We start from the raw sequence: 16,366 nt of genomic DNA, 5'->3' as shown, positions 1-16,366 counted from the left end.
CGGCCGGACGCTAGCTCGCCGCTTTCTCCCGCGGCGCCAGTCCGAACACGCGACGCGCCGCCAGGATGTGACTGCGCATGACCGAAGCGGCCCAGTCGGGGTCCCGCGCCTCGATGGCCGCCACCAGCTCGAGATGGTGCTGGGCGCTGCGGACCAGCGATTCGGTGTCGTAGTTGCGGAAGGTCAGTGTGACCAGCGCCGACTGGGTCAGCGTGGTGAGGATGTTGCGCAGCAGCCGGTTGCCGCAGGCTTCGGCGATCTCGTGGTGGAAGCGATCGTTCAGCTCGCTGATGCGCGCGGGATAGCCCGGCTTGCGCTGCCGGGAGGCCTGCACCTGCTGCTCGGCCAGCGAGCGCAGGCGGGCCACCGTCTGCGCATCCGCGTGCCGCGCGGCCTGGGCGGCTGCGAAAGACTCCAGCACCGCGCGCAGGTCGAAGATCTCGTCCAGCTCGCGCTCGGACCAGCTGGTGACGACCGCGCCCTGATTCGGCACGAATTCCAGCAGCCCCTCGACGTTCAGCTGACGCAACGCCTCGCGCACCGGCGTGCGGCTGACGCCTGCCAGCTCGGCCACCTCCTGCTCGGTAATGCGCGTACCCGGCTCGTACTTGCCCGACACGATGCCGTCCCGGACCGCCGCATAGGCTTTTTCGACGGCTTTCACCCTGCCCTCCCCCCGGCTAATATCGCGAACCAGGCACCCACGGCGACGAGCGGAGCAACCCATTGAGCGGCATCACGATCTACGGCCTGCTGGACTACCTGCATATCCTGCTACTCGTCTTCTGGCTCGGTACCGACCTCGGCGTCCTGCTGGCCGCGCGGCGCGTCCGCGATGCCGCCCTGAGTCCTGCCGAGCGACTCACGCTGCTCGATCTGGCCCTCCGGATCGATCTCCTGCCCCGCATCGCCTTCAGTCTCATGTTCGCCGTCGGCGCGACGCTGGGTTACCTCGGCGGCACGCTCCCGTTGCCCGGTTGGGCTCTCGGCCTGCTTTGGGCCCTCACCGCCGCGTGGCTGACCCTGACCCTCGCACTGCTAGCCGCAGAGGGCAAGCCCGTACAGGGCCTGCTGGCAGCCGTACAGCGCGTCTGGCTGGTCGCAGTGGCCCTGGCCTGCGGCCTGGCCGCCCTGTGGCTCCTCGCCGGCAGCGGCGAGGCAGCCGTTCCCGGCTGGCTCGCGCTGAAGATCGGCCTGTACGGCTTCGTGTGCCTCGCTGCCATCGGCATCGACCGCGCCTTCCTGCCCCTGATCCCGGCGATGGGCGAGCTCGCCCGATCCGGCAGCTCAGCCGCGCTGGAGACCCGCATCAGCGGCGCCATCAACCACGCCCTGCGCTACGTCCATACCCTCTACGGCCTCCTGTTCCTGGCCGCGTTCCTCGGCGTCACGAAGCCGATGCTCGCCGCCGCCGTCTGACGTCGCCGTCTGACGGCGGCACGGGTCAGGACGGCCGTCAGGCCGCCTTCGACTTGCGCCCGCCCTTCTTCTTCACCTGCACCCGGTTGTCGGCCTTCACCCAGGTCTTGAACTCCGGCTGTCGCGGCGGGTTCAGCCCCGTCTCGCGCTTGCAGCGTTTCTTCAGCTCCTCGATGGTGCCGCCCTTGTCGAACAGCTGGGCCGGGCCCCGCTTCTTCGCCATGCGCGCGCGCAGGGCCTTCGTCTTCTTCTCGTCGACGCGGAGGTCCGAATGCAGCACGACGCCGTAGCGCCGCGCGCCGTCCAGGGTGACGAGGCCGGCATCGACGTCGGCCACCACCTTCTCCACGGGCCGCTCCAGGGGATCGCCCCAGCCGCCGCCGCCCCAGGTGTCGAAATAGAGCAGATCGCCCTCGCGCACCTCGATCCGGTCGCACTTCGATTGCAGCAACTCCCGGCTGCCGTCGGTGCGCATCAGGATCTTCTGGCTGCGCTGACCGGGCAGGCCGCCGTTGACGCCCCACGGATAGGTCAGCCAGCGGTCGTCGTGGATGGATATCTCGCCGTCCTCCAGGAAGCGATAGCCCACCCGCAGCGCATTGCCGCCGCGGTGGAAACCGGGTCCGCCGCTGTCCGGGATGGTCTCGTAGACGTCGATACGCAACGGGAAATAGCTCTCCAGGAACTCGTTCGGGACGTTGGTGAAGCTCGGCCACAGTGAATGGCCGTCCGGGCCGTCGCCCGAGGGCTTGCCCGGCACGCCGCCGAAGCCGATCTGGTAAAGCTGATACCACTCGCCGTTCTTGTCGTAGCCCGAATACATGAAGTGCGGGCTGTCGGAGAATCCGGCGGCACAGAGGAAGTCCGGGTTGCCCTGGCCGAGCAGCCCGCCGAGCACGTCGAAGATGCGGCCCAGCGCGTGGGTGCGGCAGGACAGCGCCGCGGGCTTCTTCGGCTTCAGCAGCGTGCCCTCGGGGATGCGCACTTCCATCAGGTCGTAGAAGCCGTCGTTGAACATGATCTGCGGATCGAAGACCATGATCATGTACACGCCGCAGAACATCTTGAACATCTCCTCGTTGAGGAGGAAGTTCACCGAGCCGATCGACTGCGGGTCGGTCCCCTCGAAGTCGAAGATGACCTTGTTACCCTCGCGCCACATCGCGCAACGGATCTTGTACGGGCCCATGCCCAGGCCGTCGTCGCAGAGGTAGTCCTCGAACACCTGCTTCTTCGTCGGCACCGTATCCTTGATGAGCCTGCCCATCGCCCGCTTGTTGCGGTCCAGCAGGTCTTCCAGCGCCGAGTACAGGATGTCGTCGCCGAAGCGCTCGGCGAGTTCGATCACCCGCTTCTCCGCCGTGCGCACGGCCGCGACGATCGCGTTGAAGTCGGACCGGTTCCAGTGCGGCAGGCGGCAGTTGTGCAGGATCAGCTCCAGGACGTCCTCCTGCAACTCGTCCTTCTTGTAGATCTTCGTGGGCGGCACGCAGATGCCTTCCTCGTAGATCTGGCGCGCATCCGTGGGCAGCGAACCCGGCACCTTGCCGCCGATGTCGGTCATGTGGCCGAACATGGCCGAGTAGGCGATCAGACGGCCATCCTTGAAGATGGGGCGCAGCAGCAGCCAGTCGTTCGCGTGGCTGACGGCACCGTTGCAGGCGTAGGGGTCCGAGGTGAGGAAGATGTCGCCTTCCTCGATGGTGCCGTCATAGGCTTCCTTGAAGCCGTGGATGAAGCTGCCGAACTGGCCGACGACCATCTTGCCGTCCACGTTGGCGATCATCGGGAACTCGTCGTGCTGCTCCCGGATGCCCGGCGACATGGCGGTGCGGAACAGCACGGTGTCCATTTCCCAGCGCGCGTTCTGCATGGCGTTCTCGATGATGTCGAGTGTGATCGGGTCGATCTTCTCCCGCTTGAACTTGCGCGGCTTGGTCTCAACTAGTCTTGCAGGCATGTCGTGCTCCCTTCGTAATCATGCATCGGGGCGGATGAGGATATTGCCGAACTCGTCCACCTTGCCGGTGTGTCCGGGCAGTATCAGCGTCGTCGAGTCCATCTCCAGCACGATGGCCGGACCCGGGATCTCGTTGCCCGCCTTCAGTTTCGAACGGTGATACAGCTTCGCGTCGCGGTCCTTGCCGTCCACGTAGACCTTGTGTTCCGCGATCACGGCGTCCTTCGCGCTCCTGCCGCCCTTCTCGATGACCGCCGGCTTCACGGTGGTGGCCTTGCCGTTCACCACCGCACGCAGGTTCACCAGTTCCTTCTCCTCATCGAGGGCGAAGGTGAAGAGCTGGCGATGCATCTCGTCGAACTGGTCGCCGATGGCGTCGAGGCCCTTCTTCTTGATGTCAGCGAGGTCCACGTCCACCGTCAGGGTGAGACCCTGGCCGTGATAGCGCAGGTCCGCCTGGTAGGAGATGGTCTGGTCCTTCTTGGCCACGCCCTCCTTGTCCAGGGTCTTCGAGGCTTTCGCCGCGAGCTGGGTGAAGATCTTCTCGAGGCCGGCCGGCGTCGTATTGGAGAAACGCTTGATATAGGTGCGTGCTGCCTCGTTGCGCATGCGCGTGGTGGCGTCACCATAGGCGCAGAGCACACCCGGGCCGGGCGGGATGATCACGGGCCAGGAGTTCATCAGCCGGCCGAGGGCGTTCGCGTGCAGCGGACCGGCACCGCCGAAGGCGATGAGGGCGAACTCCCGCGGGTCGTAGCCCTTCTCCACCGAGACCAGCCGCAGGGCGCCGAACATGTTCTCGTTCACCAGCTTGATGATGCCCTCGGCGGCGCGCTTCAGCGGCAGCCCCAGCGCGTCGGCCACCTGCTTGACCGCCTTCTCGGCCAGGTCACGGCGGATCTCCATGTCGCCGCCGAGACGGGCGTCCGTGGGCAGGTAGCCCAGCACCACGTTGGCGTCGGTGACCGTGGGGGCCTCGCCGCCCTTGTTGTAGGCGGCGGGACCGGGATCGGCGCCGGCACTCTCCGGTCCGACCCGGAGCGCGCCGGTGAGTTCGGGCACGTGGGCGATGGAGCCGCCGCCGGCGCCGACGGTGCGCACGTCGACCGATGAGGCGCGCACGGTCACGTCGCCCACGCTGGTCTCGCGGCGCAGCTGCGCGTAGCCGTTCTCGACCAGCGCCACGTCCGTCGAGGTGCCGCCCATGTCGAAGGTCAGCAGGTTCGGATACCCGGCCTGCTTCGCCACCCAGATGGCCCCCGAGACGCCGCCGGCGGGACCGCTCATGAGCAGGTTGACCGGGTAGTTCCGCGCCTGGGTGGCCGAGGCCAGGCCGCCGTCCGAGCGCAACACGTGCAGCTGCACTTCCTTGTTCAGGTCCTTGCGCAGGTTACGGCGCAGGTTGTTGATGTAGGCGTCCACCTTCGGACGCACGTAGGAGTTGGCCACCGTCGTGATCGTGCGCTCGTACTCCTGCATCTCCGGCACCACCTCGGAAGACAGCGATACCGGCATCTTCGGGAAGACTTTCTTGGCGACCTTCGCCACCTCGCGCTCGTTGGCCGGGTTGGCGTAGGAGTTGATCAGCGAGACCGTCAACGCTTCCACGCCCCGGCCCTTCAGCCGCTTCAGCTCCTTCTCGAGCTTGCCCTTGTCGAGCGGCGTGACCACCTTGCCGTCGGCGCCCATGCGCTCCTCGGCCTCGACCGTCAGGGCCAGCGGCGCCAGCGGCGCGCTCTTGTTGTAGATGACCCAGCCGCCCAGGCCACCCGGCACGAACGAGCGGGCGATCTGCAGCACCTGCCGGTAGCCCTGGGTGGTGACCAGCCCGACCGTGGCGCCCTTGCCCTCCAGGATCGTGTTCGTGGCCACGGTGGTGCCGTGCATGACATGCGTGATCTTCTTCGGGTCGATGCCCGCCTCGTCACAGATCTTGGCGATGCCGTTGAGAACGCCGATGGAGGAGTCCGCAGGCGTACTCGGGACCTTCGCGGTCCAGGTATCCCCGTTCTTCTCGTCCACGAGCAAGAGATCTGTGAACGTGCCTCCCACGTCCACGCCGAGTCGGTAGGCCATGGCTTCCCCTTAATGGCTTTGGTTCATATCCACAGGTACGCCGCGTTCGCCGTACCCCAGTCGTGTCGTTTTCTCTCCCGGAGCCCCGGACAGGATAACCGGAGTCTCGCGGCTTTGCGCGCGGCCCGCAACCGCGCCCTCACCCCCCGGCGGAGGCGCGCTCCGTCGCCACGTCCGGGAAGATGCCCGCCTTCGGCAGCATCGCCGGAACCCCCCGCCCGAGCTGCTTCTCCAGCCAGAGGCTGGTCTCGATGATTTTCGCAAGCGACACGCCCGTCTCGATGCCGGAGCGCTCCAGCATGTACACGAGATCGTCGGTCGGGATGTTGCCCGTCGCCGCCGGCGCGAACGGGCAGCCGCCGATGCCGCCGATGCTGGCATCGAGCGAAGCAACGCCGGCCTCGACCGCCGCCTGTGCGTTGGCGAGCCCCGTGTTGCGGGTGTTGTGCAGATGGCAGCGCAGCGGCATGCCGGGGACCGTCTCGGCCACGCGACCTAGCAGGTCGCGAACCTGGGACGGCACGGCGACGCCGATGCTGTCCGCCAGCGCCAGCTCCACCGGTTCGGCCTCCGCCACCCGTCGCACGATCTCCAGCACCCGTTCCGGCGCCACCTCCCCTTCGAAGGGGCAGCCGAACGCGGACGAGACCATGATGTTGGCGCGGATACCGGCCGCCTTCGCCTGCGCGGCGATCTTCAGCCACGTCTCCACGGACTCGTCGCTGCTCACGCCCTGATTGCGGCGGTTGTAGGTATCGCTGGCCACCACCACCATCCCGACCTCGTCGATGCCGCAGTCGCGGGCCCGCTCGAAGCCACGCTGATTCAGTACCAGGCCGATGTAGGTGACGTCGTCGCGTTGCGGCAGCGCCGCCACCAGTTCTTCGGCGCCGGCCATCTGCGGCACCTTCTTCGGATTGACGAAGCTCGCCACCTCGAGACGCCGTATGCCGGCGTCCACCGCGCGGCGGATGAATTCCGCCTTGATCTCGACGGGCAGGATCTCCGGCTCGGACTGCAGTCCGTCCCGGGGCCCGACTTCGATGATGGAGATGCTGCGCTTCATGTCACGTCGGCAATTCTCTGGTCGGCAATTTCGGGTCGCTGGAAGCGAACCTATTGTATACAAGTGACTGCAACAGACAAGAGAATCCTGAATGCCTTAACGCAGATCCGGCAAAATTGTATACACTACCGGGATTCCAACCGGCGGTGCGTGCCGCGCCGCCACGCGCATTCAGAGGGAGAACCATGGCGAGCGAATCGGCGAATCGTGACACTAACCGGGGACCGCTGTCCGATCTGCGGGTGATCGAGATGGGCACGCTGCTGGCCGGCCCTTTCTGCGGCCAGCTCATGGGCGATTTCGGCGCTGAGGTGATCAAGATCGAGCCGCCCGGCCAGGGCGATCCGATGCGCGACTGGGGCCAGGAGAAGGCCCACGGCAAATCCCTCTGGTGGCCGGTGATCGCGCGCAACAAGAAATCCGTCACGGTGAATCTCCGGGTCGAGGAAGGTCAGCAGATCGTGCGCGACCTGGTCCGCGAGGCCGACTTCCTGCTGGAGAATTTCCGGCCGGGCACGATGGAGCGCTGGAATCTCTCCTACGAAGAGCTGAAGAAGATCAACCCGGGACTCATCATGATCCGGGTGTCCGGGTTCGGTCAGACCGGCCCCTACGCCAAACGGGCCGGCTTCGGCGCGGTCGGCGAATCGATGGGCGGGCTGCGCTACGTCTGCGGCGACCCCTCCGCGCCGCCGAGCCGGGTGGGCATCAGCATCGGCGACTCCCTGGCGGCCACCTTCGCCACGGTCGGCGCCCTCGCGGCACTGCACCACCGGGAGCGCACCGGCGAGGGGCAGGTGGTCGACTCGGCCATCTACGAGGCGGTCCTCAACATGATGGAATCGCTCATCACCGAATACGACAAGGCGGGCTACATCCGCGAGCGGCAGGGCTCCATCCTGCCCGGCGTCGCCCCGTCCAACGTCTACCCCACCCGGGACGACAAGCTGCTGCTGATCGCCGCCAACCAGGACACCGTCTTCCGGCGCCTGACCGCCGCCATGGGCCGGCCGGAACTCGCCGAGGACGAGCGTTACCACAACCACTCGGCGCGCGGGGCGAACCAGCAGGAGCTCGACGAGCTGGTGGCCGACTGGACCCGCACGAAGGACCAGAAGGAACTCATCGAACTCATGGAGGAACACGGCATTCCGGCCGGCGGCATCTACCGCGCTCCGGAGATGCTGGAGGATGCCCACTTTCAGGCGCGCCAGGCGATCATCGAGACCCTGCACCCGGAGTTCGGCACGCTGAAGATGCAGAACGTGGCGCCGAAACTCTCGGGCACCCCGGGCTCGGTGCGCAGTCCGGGTCCCGCCCTCGGCGAGCACACCGAAGAAATCCTCGCGGACCTGCCCGGCTATGACGCCGAGCGCCTGAAGGCTCTCCGTGAGAACGGAGTGATCTGACGTGGCGGACAGGCTCGAGGACGACTATCGGCAGGCCGGCTTCGGCCGCGCGCTGCAGCCCGGGGCACGTCCCGCGCTCCTCGTCGTCGACTTCGTGCGTGCCTACCTGGACCCCGACTGCCCGCTGTACGCCGGCGTGGAGGATACGCTGACGCGATGCCGTGAGCTGCTCGCCGGGGCCCGGGACGCCGGCATCCCGGTGCTCCACACCAACGTGGCCTTCATGCCCGGCGGTATGGACGGCGGTGTGTTCTATCGCAAGGTGGGGGCGCTGCGCTGCCTCGACCGCGGCTCTGCCTACGGTGAGTTTGCGGAAGGACTCGAGCCACTGGACGGCGAGCCGGTGGTCACCAAGCAATACGCCAGCGCGTTCTTCGGCACCTCCCTCGCCTCGACGTTGACGAGCCTCGGCATCGATACCGTATTCATCGCCGGACTCACGACCAGCGGCTGCATCCGCGCGACCACGGTGGACGCCATCCAGCACGGCTTCCTGCCGTTCGTCGTGCGCGAGGCGGTCGGGGACCGGGATCCCGCTCCCCACGAGGCGAATCTGTTCGACCTGCAGGCGAAGTATGCAGAGGTCATCGCCCTGGATACCGCCCTTGGCCGCCTCGAGCGCTACCGGGCGGAGGCAAGGCAGCCGTGATAGGGCCGATACGCTGCGTCACCGTCACCGTGCCGGACCTCTCCCATGCCGTGGAGACGTACCGGCAATACCTCGGCTACCGTCTCTTCCACGAGGAGCGGCTGGCGTCCGCGCAGGCCGACTACCTGGGCGCCCCCGCCCTCGCCGACGCCGACTGCGCCTTGCTCGGCCCGGCCGCCGGAGGCGATTTCTGTTTCCGCTTCATCGCCCAGCCACTGCCTCCCGAATACCGTCCGCTGACGACCTGGGGCTGGAACGCCGCCGAGCTGATCGTGGAGGACGTCGACCGGCTGGCGGCCGAACTCGCGGACTCTCCGTTCCGTATCGTCGGCCCGCCGGAGGACCTGTCCTTCTCGGACGCCATCCGGGCGATGCAGGTGATCGGGCCGGCGGAAGAGGTGCTCTACCTGACCATGGTCAAGGAGCAGCTGCCCGGGTTCGATCTGCCCCGGCCGGCCTGCCCCGTGGACCGGACCTTCATCGTCATCCTGGGCGGCACGGACATGGCGGCCATGCAGGCGTTCTACCACCGCAGCCTGGGTGTGCCCGAGGCACCCGTCATGGAGGCCCGCATCTCGGTGCTGTCGCAGGCCCTCGACCTGCCGGCAGACACCATGCACCCCATCGCCGCGATGCCGCTGGCGGGCCAGTCCCTGATCGAGGTGGACGACTATCCCGCCACGACGACGCCGCGGGACTGCCCGCCCGGCGGACTGCCGCCGGGCATCGCGATGGTGAGCTTCGCCGCCGATCTGCTGCCGGACGACCTTCCGGCCGGGCGCTTCTCCGCCCCGCCCTATCACGGCGCGCCGAGCGCGCTCACCACCGGCGCGGCCGGCGAGCTGCTCGAACTCATCCGGACCTGACCCCGCGCAACGCCGATCTGGACAGCCCCTTCACAGGGACGGGCGGCCCGGCAGGCATCGCGCTGCAACGCACAAACGATCTTTCATACACCGTATAATCGGGGCGGACAAAAGGAGCTGACTATGGATTTTTCACTGACCGAAGACCAGGAGATGATCCAGGCCGCGGCACGTGAGTTCGCACAGAACGAGATCGCGCCGGTCGCAGCCAGATTCGACGAGAGCGGCGAATTCCCCGAGGAGACCATCCGCAAGGCGGGTGAACTCGGCTTCATGGGCATCGAGGTGCCCGAGGAGTACGGCGGCGCGGGACTCGACGCCGTCGGCTACGTCCTGATGATGGAGGAGATCGCCGCGGCGGACGCCGCCCACAGCACGATCGTCTCAGTCAACAACTCCCTCTATTGCAACGGCATACTGCTGTTCGGTACCGAGGATCAGAAGAAGGCTTTCGTGACGCCGGTCGCCTCGGGCGAAGCCATCGGCGCCTACGCGCTCACCGAACCCCAATCCGGCTCCGACGCCGGCAACATGCGTTCCCGCGCGGTGCTGTCGGACGACGGCAGCCATTACGTGATCAATGCCAAGAAGTCCTGGATCACGTCGGGCCCCGTCGCCCGCTATCTGGTGCTGTTCGCCATGACCGACCCCGAGAAGGGCGCCGGCGGCGTCAGCGCATTCCTGATCGACACGGAGAAGGAAGGCTTCAGCCGCGGCAAGACGGAACCCAAGCTCGGCATCCGCGCCTCGGCCACCTGCGAGATCGAACTCACGGACTACCAGTGCCCCGTGGAGCACCGACTCGGCGACGAAGGTCAGGGCTTCAAGATCGCCATGACCGTGCTGGACGCCGGGCGCATCGGCATCGCGGCCCAGGCCGTCGGCATTGCGCGGGCAGCCTACGAGGCCTCGCTCGAGTACGCCAGGGAGCGTGAGGCATTCGGCTCCCCCATCGGCAGCTTCCAGATGATTCAGGCCAAGATCGCCGACATGAAGACCCGCCTGGAAGCGGCGCGGCTGTTGACGCTGCGCGCCGCGTGGGCGAAGGACGAGGCAAAGAAGACCGGTGCCCGCAACACGCTGAACGGCAGCCTGGCGAAACTGTTCGCCTCCGAGGCGGCCATGTACATCACTCATCAGGCCGTACAGATCCACGGCGGGATGGGCTACAGCAAGGAGTTGCCGGTGGAGCGCTATTTCCGCGACGCGAAGATCACGGAGATCTACGAGGGCACCAGCGAGGTGCAGCGCATGGTCATCGCGAGGCAGGAGACGGGACTCCGCTGAGGGGCCCCGCCGCTGCCGGCGTCAGAGTTCGTTCTCGGCGACGTAGACGACGAGGCCGTCCAGCTCGTCGGTCACCTCGATCTGGCAGGTGAGCCGGCTCGTGGGTCGGCGCTCATACGCCGCGTCCAGCATGCTGTCTTCCATGTCGTCCATGTCGGACAGTTTGCCGAGCCAGGCCTCGTCGATGTAAGCGTGGCAGGTGGCGCAGGCGCAGGCGCCGCCGCATTCCGCGACGATACCCTCGATGTTGTTGTCCATCGCGCCTTCCATGACCGTGTAGCCGGTCTCGACCTCGACGTCGTGGCGTTCTCCGTCGGTGCTGACGTAGGTGATCCTGGGCATTCTCCGCTCTCACAAAAAAGGCGCGCCGGCCTGGACGCGCCGTAGTTCATAAACCACTGATGCGAGCCGGCGCATGCGCCGGCCCGTAATGATGCTGACGATTACTCGTTCTGGGCGATGGCCTGACGCAGCTGCTCGAGCCGCTGGATCTCGCCGTCGATCACGCTGATCCACTGGCTGCCGATCTTCTGGTACTCATCGTCCCGGCGGACCACCATGAAGGTCTGCCGCGCATCCTGGTAACGATCCAGGTTGTACTGGCACATGCCGATGGTGATGCGCACGTCGTTCGGCTCGCGCACACCGCCCTTGTCCAACGCCTGACGACCCGCCTGTATGCAGTCCTCGTAGCGGTCCAGGTTGAGGTAGGCGACCGCCAGGCGGGCGTTCAGCTCACCGTCGTCGCTGAGCCGTGCCGCCTGCTGCAGCGCCGGGACCGCCTGGTCGGGCTCCTGGGCGAGCTGCCACGCCTGGGACAGCAGCCGGTAGTTCTTGCCCGTCTCCTCGATGTTGCCGTTCTCCATGCCCTCGGACAGGACCTTGGCGGCCTTGTAGGGAATCTCGCCCTGCAGATAGAGCTGGGCGAGGGTCACGAGTTCGCTCTCGGAGGACAGCAGATTCTGCGTGTAGGCGGCATCGTAGGCGGCCAGCATGTTCTTCTCTTCGCCGAGCTCCGAATAGACGCCGGCCAGCGCCGTCCAGTAGTTCTTCTTCGGCCAGTTGGCCAGCAGGATCTTCAGGATGTCCTTGACCTTGGCGAAGTTGTTCTGCTGGTAATAACCGTAATACAGCAGGTTCCACCACTCCTCGCGGATCTCGGTATCGCGCTCACGCGCAACCTCGATGGCCTTCTCGATCTGGGGGATCATCAGATCGTACTGCTCCGTCTGGGCATAGGACTGCCCGAGCAGGACGTAGGCCTGGGGACCCGGATTGTTGGCGATCTGGAACCACTCCTTCAGCAGCTGGATCGTCTTCGGGAAATTCTCCTGCACCGCGTAGAGCTGGGCGAGCGTATACAGGGTCTGTGTACGCAGCTGCGGCTCGAGTTCCGGGATCGAGAGCAGCCGCTCGTACGATTCCACGGCCTTCGCCGTGTTGCCCTGGTTGTAGTAGATGAAGCCGTAGAAGTTGAGCATGTTGGCCCGCTCGTAGTCGCTCAGACCCTCGTCGCGGGCGAGTCCATCCAGCACGCGGATGGCCTGATTGAACTGCTGGTTGTCCGCCAGCTCCTGGGCTTCGGTCAGCTTCTCGTAGACAGCCTTGCTGAGCGCCTCCGCCTTGCGCGTCTTCTGATTGTCACGCGCCTCCTGGTCGTCTTGGGCCACGGCCGTGGGCGCAAGAGACGCCATGCAGACGCCAACCAGGGCAGCCAGCAGCGTGCTGCGGAAGTTCCGTGTGAAGAATTTCGTCATCATCAGTGAATCCCGTTAATGGCTGTCCCGGACGCCGTCAGTCCTCCAGTTCGAAGCGGATGCGCGTCTTCACGCCTGGCACCTCGACCGGCTGACCGTCCACGACGCGCGGCTTGTACTTGAACTTGAGCACGGCGCGCATGGCCGCTCGGTTGAACAGGCTGCTGGTCGAGTAGATCACCACCGGGTCCTTGACCGTACCCGCCGTGGTCACCGTGAATTCGAGATCCACGTACCCCTCGATGCCCCGGGACAAGGCCCGGCTAGGGTAGATGGGAGCGACGCGAACGATAGGCAGGTACTCGCCGTCGGTGTAGGACAGGCTGCCCGGCCCGGAGATGCTCACGTCGGTGGACGAGGAAGGCGGCCGCACGTTGATGGCCGGGGCGTTCGGATCGATGTCGTCCTGGGACGGCGGCGGCGTATCCGGCGGCGGCTGCTGCGGCTTGGGCGGCTTCTCCGGCTTGGGCTCCTCGACGTTCACTATCTCCTGTTTCTTCACGCGGACGAAGTCAAGGAAATAGCGCTTCTGGGGATCCGTCAGCGCACTCTCACCGGTCTCGATCAGGAACTGCATCAGGAACAGCAGCCCGAAGGTCACGGCGACCCCGCTCACGATGGAGATGATATACCGGACGATCATACTCTAGCCTCCGTTCCGGAAACCGGAACCCTTGTCAGTGAACGGCCGCCTGCCCGCCATCGGCGTCGTCCTCAGTCCTCGTTGGCGGCAATCGAGACGTTGTACACGCCGGCCTGCCGCGCCGCATCCATGACCTGCACCAGCGTCTCGTTGTAGGACTTCTTGTCCGCCTGGATCACCACCGATCCCTTCGGGTTCTCGGCGTGCAGCCGTTCGATGTTGGCCCGCACCGCGCGCGGATCCACGCGGCGCCGGTCGATCCAGATCTCGTTGTTGTCGCTGATCGCAATCAGGATGTTGGCGTTCTCCTTCCGCTCCGCCGTCGGAGCATCCGGCCGGTTCACATCGATGCCGGCTTCCTTGATGAACGAAGCCGTCACGATGAAGAAGATCAGCATTATGAACACCACGTCGAGCATGGGTGTCAGGTTGATCTCGTTTTCTTCCTCTTCTGCGCCGCCCATGGCGCCGATCGGTCTGCGCATTATTCGGTCCTCTGGTGAACTCTAGTGATCCATGGTCAGCGAGTCTTCGAGCATGATCACCTCATGCTCCGCGCGTCTCGATAATATTGTGACAAGCAGGACGCCGGAAAGTGCGCCGACCATGCCGGCCATCGTGGGAATGGTGGCCTTGGAGACACCCGCGGCCATCGAGCGTACGTTGCCGCTGCCGGCAAACGCCATGACCTCGAAGACCTCGATCATGCCGGTCACCGTACCGAGCAGCCCGAGCAGCGGACACAGCGCCACGAGCGTCTTGATGAAACCGAGCCCCTGATTGGCCGCCATCGAGACCCGGGAAATCATCGCATCCCGGATCTGATGGGCGTTCCAGGACTGGCGCTCGGGCCGCGCCTCCCAATCCTCCAGCACCTGCCGGGACAGAGCCCGCAGATTGCCGCGGAAGAATATCAGGCGCTCGACGATCAGCAGCCACATGACGAAGATCGTCACCGCGATCAGGTTCAGCACCGGCCCGCCGAGTTCCATGAAGTCTCGTACGGCGAGGAGTGCGTCTTCGAGCCAGACCATGTGCGGCCTCCCCTAGCTTGCCGACTTGTGTTCGGCTTCCGAGTGCTCGGCGATGATGCCCGCGCTCTGCTCCTGCAGGATATTCAGAATCCGCTTGCTGCGGCCCTGCAGGAACGTGTGCAGAAGCACCATCGGGATGGCGACCACCAGGCCGAGCACGGTCGTGACCAGTGCCTGGGAGATGCCGCCCGCCATGAGCTTCGGATCGCCGGCGCCGTAGAGCGTGATGACCTGGAAGGTCTTGATCATGCCCGTCACGGTGCCGAGCAGACCGGCCAGCGGTGCGACGACGGAGATCACCTTCACGAACAACAGGCCCCGGCTGAGCTTCGGCGCTTCCTTCAGCACCGCTTCGCTCAGTTTCAGCTCCAGGGTTTCGGTGTCCACGTTCTTGTTGTCCTCGTAGGCACCGAGCACGCGGCCGAGCGGGTTGTTGCTGTTCGGCTTGTCGGTCTTCAGCTGCGAGCTCACCTTGCGGTCGGCGATCACCAGGCTGAACAGGGAGACCAACGCGATCAGCAGGCCGAGCAGACCCAGGCCGATGATGCTGTAGCCGACCACGCCACCCTGATCGATGCGCTCACGCAGCGTCGGGCGATCCACCAGCTGGGCGAGGATGCCTCCGCGGGTCGGGTCGAGACCGAAGGTCACCGTTCCGTTGTCCGCGTCGAACAGGGCCGCCGTGGAGTCTGTGTACCGCGCCTGTTCCGGCTGACGCTGCAGCTCGACCACGTTGCCGGTCTCGGAGGTGTAGTTCAGATAAATGCCGTCGCCGACGATGTTGAAGGTGCCGACCCGGACCACCGGAATAGTGGATTCGGCGCCGTCGGCCAGGATGACGCTGCGGTCGAACTGCACGACCTTGCCGCTCTCGGTCATCTGCCGCTGCAGCTCGAACCAGAGACGCTCGATGTCCTCGATGGAAGCGAGCCTCGTGGTGCTGGCCATCGTGGCACCGAGTTCAACCAGGAACTGTTCACGGCCCGGATACTGCGCACTGATGAGCGAATTCTGGAACGTGCTCTGCGTATCGCCGGCCACCTGCTGCAGCACGCCGAACAACTCCTTCAGCGAGCCGAGACGCTCGTCGAGTTCCGCGGCTGCGGTGGCCAGCTTGCGGTTGTTCTCCTCGAAAAGCTCCTCGAGCTGCTCGCCGCGCTGCTCGAGGGAGGCGCGTTCGTTCCTCGCCTGGTTCAGCAGCGCCTGCTGCTCGGACTGACGCCGGCGGAATTCCGCCAGACGCTGTTCGTTCTCGCGTGCTTCGCGCGCCTGGCCCTGCTTCACCATGTCCAGGAGTTCGTCCAGGGAGGCAGCTTCCTGCGCGGTCGCGCTGCCGCTGCCGAGGCCGAATGCGAGCAGGCCGGTAGCGGCTATGGTTACGATCTTCTTCATCAGCCGGCCTCCTCAGGTGCGGGCACGGGCAGAAGGAGCAGTTCGGGCGCGATCAGCTCGTTGGCGACGCGCAGGCCCTTCTTGACCTCGTTACGGTGCTCATCGGACATGTCCCAGGATTTCGCCTCCTGGTCCCAGACCCCGGTCATGCTGCCGTCGGCGCTCTGGAACAGCAGCGCTACCCGGCCGATACGCAGGAACTCGACCTCGCGCACGCCGCCGTCGATCTCGATGGTGTCCGTGTACGACTCGATGGTGCGTCCGAACTCGTTCTCGATCTGGAAGGCTTCCATGACCTTGCGGAACTTTTCCGCGACGGACACGTTGGGCTCGTCCATCAGATCCTTCAGTGTATCGATGCGCTGGGTGCGCTCTTCGAGGAGGAACGGGATGTCCAGTTGTACGAACTGCTCAAGACCCTCGATCATGCGCTCCATCAGCGGATAGATCTGGCGATTGATGACGGTCGCCTTGTCAAGGGACTCGTTGATCTCGTCCAGCCGGGCCTGCTGCTTCCCTGTCTGCGCTTCCATCAGCCGGTTGTAGATCTTGAGCCCGTCGATCTCCTTGGTGACCGCCTTGTAGTCGTCGACCAGACTCCGGGTCTGCTGTACCACACGGTCGATCCGCTGCTGAGCCTCGCGGTTCTGAGCGAGCCGCTGCTGCTCAGCCCTGAGGACGGAATCGACGGTCTGTGCGACAGCGACACCGCCCCCGGCGATCAACGCTGTCGACACGATCGCAACGGCCAGATGCCGTGCTCCCGAATTCCACGGTTTCATGAACGCTCCTTGGTTAAGTCCGGACA

The 16,366-nt window shown here is 65.7% G+C and carries 16 protein-coding genes; 5 read left to right on the top strand and 11 right to left on the bottom strand.

Going from position 1 to position 16,366, the window contains the following annotated elements:
- Positions 1 to 10: 10 nt before the first annotated feature.
- Positions 11 to 664, bottom strand: coding sequence for a GntR family transcriptional regulator (locus tag ACJMK0_RS12180; RefSeq protein ID WP_405238688.1), 654 nt, complete (start codon positions 662 to 664; stop codon positions 11 to 13).
- 62 nt (positions 665 to 726) lie between these two features.
- Between ACJMK0_RS12180 and ACJMK0_RS12175 the strand changes: the two genes are divergently transcribed.
- Entirely contained in the window at positions 727 to 1,419 is a 693-nt protein-coding gene (locus tag ACJMK0_RS12175) for a hypothetical protein (protein ID WP_405238687.1), read from the top strand.
- Positions 1,420 to 1,456: 37 nt separating this feature from the next.
- Here the strand turns inward: ACJMK0_RS12175 and ACJMK0_RS12170 are convergent, their stop codons facing one another.
- The 3 genes from ACJMK0_RS12170 to ACJMK0_RS12160 all read right to left on the bottom strand — a co-directional run bounded on the left by ACJMK0_RS12170 (position 1,457) and on the right by ACJMK0_RS12160 (position 6,521).
- Positions 1,457 to 3,379: a hydantoinase B/oxoprolinase family protein gene (locus tag ACJMK0_RS12170; RefSeq protein ID WP_405238686.1), complete on the bottom strand. Its 1,923-nt coding sequence runs from the start codon at positions 3,377 to 3,379 to the stop codon at positions 1,457 to 1,459.
- Positions 3,380 to 3,397: 18 nt separating this feature from the next.
- On the bottom strand, positions 3,398 to 5,455 hold the full coding sequence (locus tag ACJMK0_RS12165) for a hydantoinase/oxoprolinase family protein (protein ID WP_405238685.1): 2,058 nt from the start codon (positions 5,453 to 5,455) through the stop codon (positions 3,398 to 3,400).
- Between the two features lie 139 nt (positions 5,456 to 5,594).
- Entirely contained in the window at positions 5,595 to 6,521 is a 927-nt protein-coding gene (locus tag ACJMK0_RS12160) for a hydroxymethylglutaryl-CoA lyase (RefSeq protein ID WP_405238684.1), read from the bottom strand.
- Positions 6,522 to 6,706: 185 nt separating this feature from the next.
- Between ACJMK0_RS12160 and ACJMK0_RS12155 the strand changes: the two genes are divergently transcribed.
- The 4 genes from ACJMK0_RS12155 to ACJMK0_RS12140 all read left to right on the top strand — a co-directional run bounded on the left by ACJMK0_RS12155 (position 6,707) and on the right by ACJMK0_RS12140 (position 10,732).
- A complete protein-coding gene (locus ACJMK0_RS12155; RefSeq protein ID WP_405238683.1) occupies positions 6,707 to 7,930 on the top strand; it encodes a CaiB/BaiF CoA transferase family protein in 1,224 nt (407 codons plus the stop codon).
- Between the two features lies 1 nt (position 7,931).
- Entirely contained in the window at positions 7,932 to 8,579 is a 648-nt protein-coding gene (locus tag ACJMK0_RS12150) for an isochorismatase family protein (RefSeq protein WP_405238682.1), read from the top strand.
- Positions 8,576 to 9,445 (top strand): VOC family protein, encoded by an 870-nt coding sequence (locus tag ACJMK0_RS12145; RefSeq protein ID WP_405238681.1) that lies wholly within the window; start codon positions 8,576 to 8,578, stop codon positions 9,443 to 9,445. Before ACJMK0_RS12150 ends, ACJMK0_RS12145 begins: the two co-directional genes overlap by 4 nt.
- Before the next feature lie 123 nt (positions 9,446 to 9,568).
- On the top strand, positions 9,569 to 10,732 hold the full coding sequence (locus tag ACJMK0_RS12140) for an acyl-CoA dehydrogenase family protein (protein WP_405238680.1): 1,164 nt from the start codon (positions 9,569 to 9,571) through the stop codon (positions 10,730 to 10,732).
- Between the two features lie 21 nt (positions 10,733 to 10,753).
- On the opposite strand, the gene ACJMK0_RS12135 is transcribed toward ACJMK0_RS12140, so the two are convergent.
- The 7 genes from ACJMK0_RS12135 to ACJMK0_RS12105 all read right to left on the bottom strand — a co-directional run bounded on the left by ACJMK0_RS12135 (position 10,754) and on the right by ACJMK0_RS12105 (position 16,340).
- Positions 10,754 to 11,074, bottom strand: a complete 321-nt coding sequence (locus tag ACJMK0_RS12135; RefSeq protein ID WP_405238679.1) for a 2Fe-2S iron-sulfur cluster-binding protein — start codon at positions 11,072 to 11,074, stop codon at positions 10,754 to 10,756.
- 101 nt (positions 11,075 to 11,175) lie between these two features.
- On the bottom strand, positions 11,176 to 12,492 hold the full coding sequence (locus ACJMK0_RS12130; RefSeq protein WP_405238678.1) for a tetratricopeptide repeat protein: 1,317 nt from the start codon (positions 12,490 to 12,492) through the stop codon (positions 11,176 to 11,178).
- A gap of 34 nt (positions 12,493 to 12,526) precedes the next feature.
- Positions 12,527 to 13,129, bottom strand: coding sequence for an energy transducer TonB (locus ACJMK0_RS12125; RefSeq protein WP_405239057.1), 603 nt, complete (start codon positions 13,127 to 13,129; stop codon positions 12,527 to 12,529).
- Between the two features lie 74 nt (positions 13,130 to 13,203).
- Positions 13,204 to 13,617: an ExbD/TolR family protein gene (locus ACJMK0_RS12120; RefSeq protein WP_405233340.1), complete on the bottom strand. Its 414-nt coding sequence runs from the start codon at positions 13,615 to 13,617 to the stop codon at positions 13,204 to 13,206.
- Positions 13,618 to 13,638: 21 nt separating this feature from the next.
- On the bottom strand, positions 13,639 to 14,166 hold the full coding sequence (locus ACJMK0_RS12115) for a MotA/TolQ/ExbB proton channel family protein (protein ID WP_405233341.1): 528 nt from the start codon (positions 14,164 to 14,166) through the stop codon (positions 13,639 to 13,641).
- Positions 14,167 to 14,178: 12 nt separating this feature from the next.
- Complete coding sequence (locus ACJMK0_RS12110; protein ID WP_405238677.1) at positions 14,179 to 15,558, bottom strand: MotA/TolQ/ExbB proton channel family protein; 1,380 nt, start codon at positions 15,556 to 15,558, stop codon at positions 14,179 to 14,181.
- The gene (locus ACJMK0_RS12105; RefSeq protein ID WP_405238676.1) at positions 15,558 to 16,340 is read right to left on the bottom strand and encodes a DUF3450 domain-containing protein; all 783 of its coding nucleotides are present in this window, start codon (positions 16,338 to 16,340) and stop codon (positions 15,558 to 15,560) included. The genes ACJMK0_RS12110 and ACJMK0_RS12105 overlap by 1 nt, the downstream gene beginning before the upstream one ends.
- Positions 16,341 to 16,366 lie beyond the last annotated feature (26 nt).

It is taken from the genome of Lentisalinibacter orientalis (genome assembly GCF_040706535.1).
Lineage (GTDB): Bacteria > Pseudomonadota > Gammaproteobacteria > Steroidobacterales > Woeseiaceae > Lentisalinibacter > Lentisalinibacter orientalis.
Note: the sequence above shows the minus strand (reverse complement) of the source record. Positions and strands in the feature narration are given on the sequence as shown.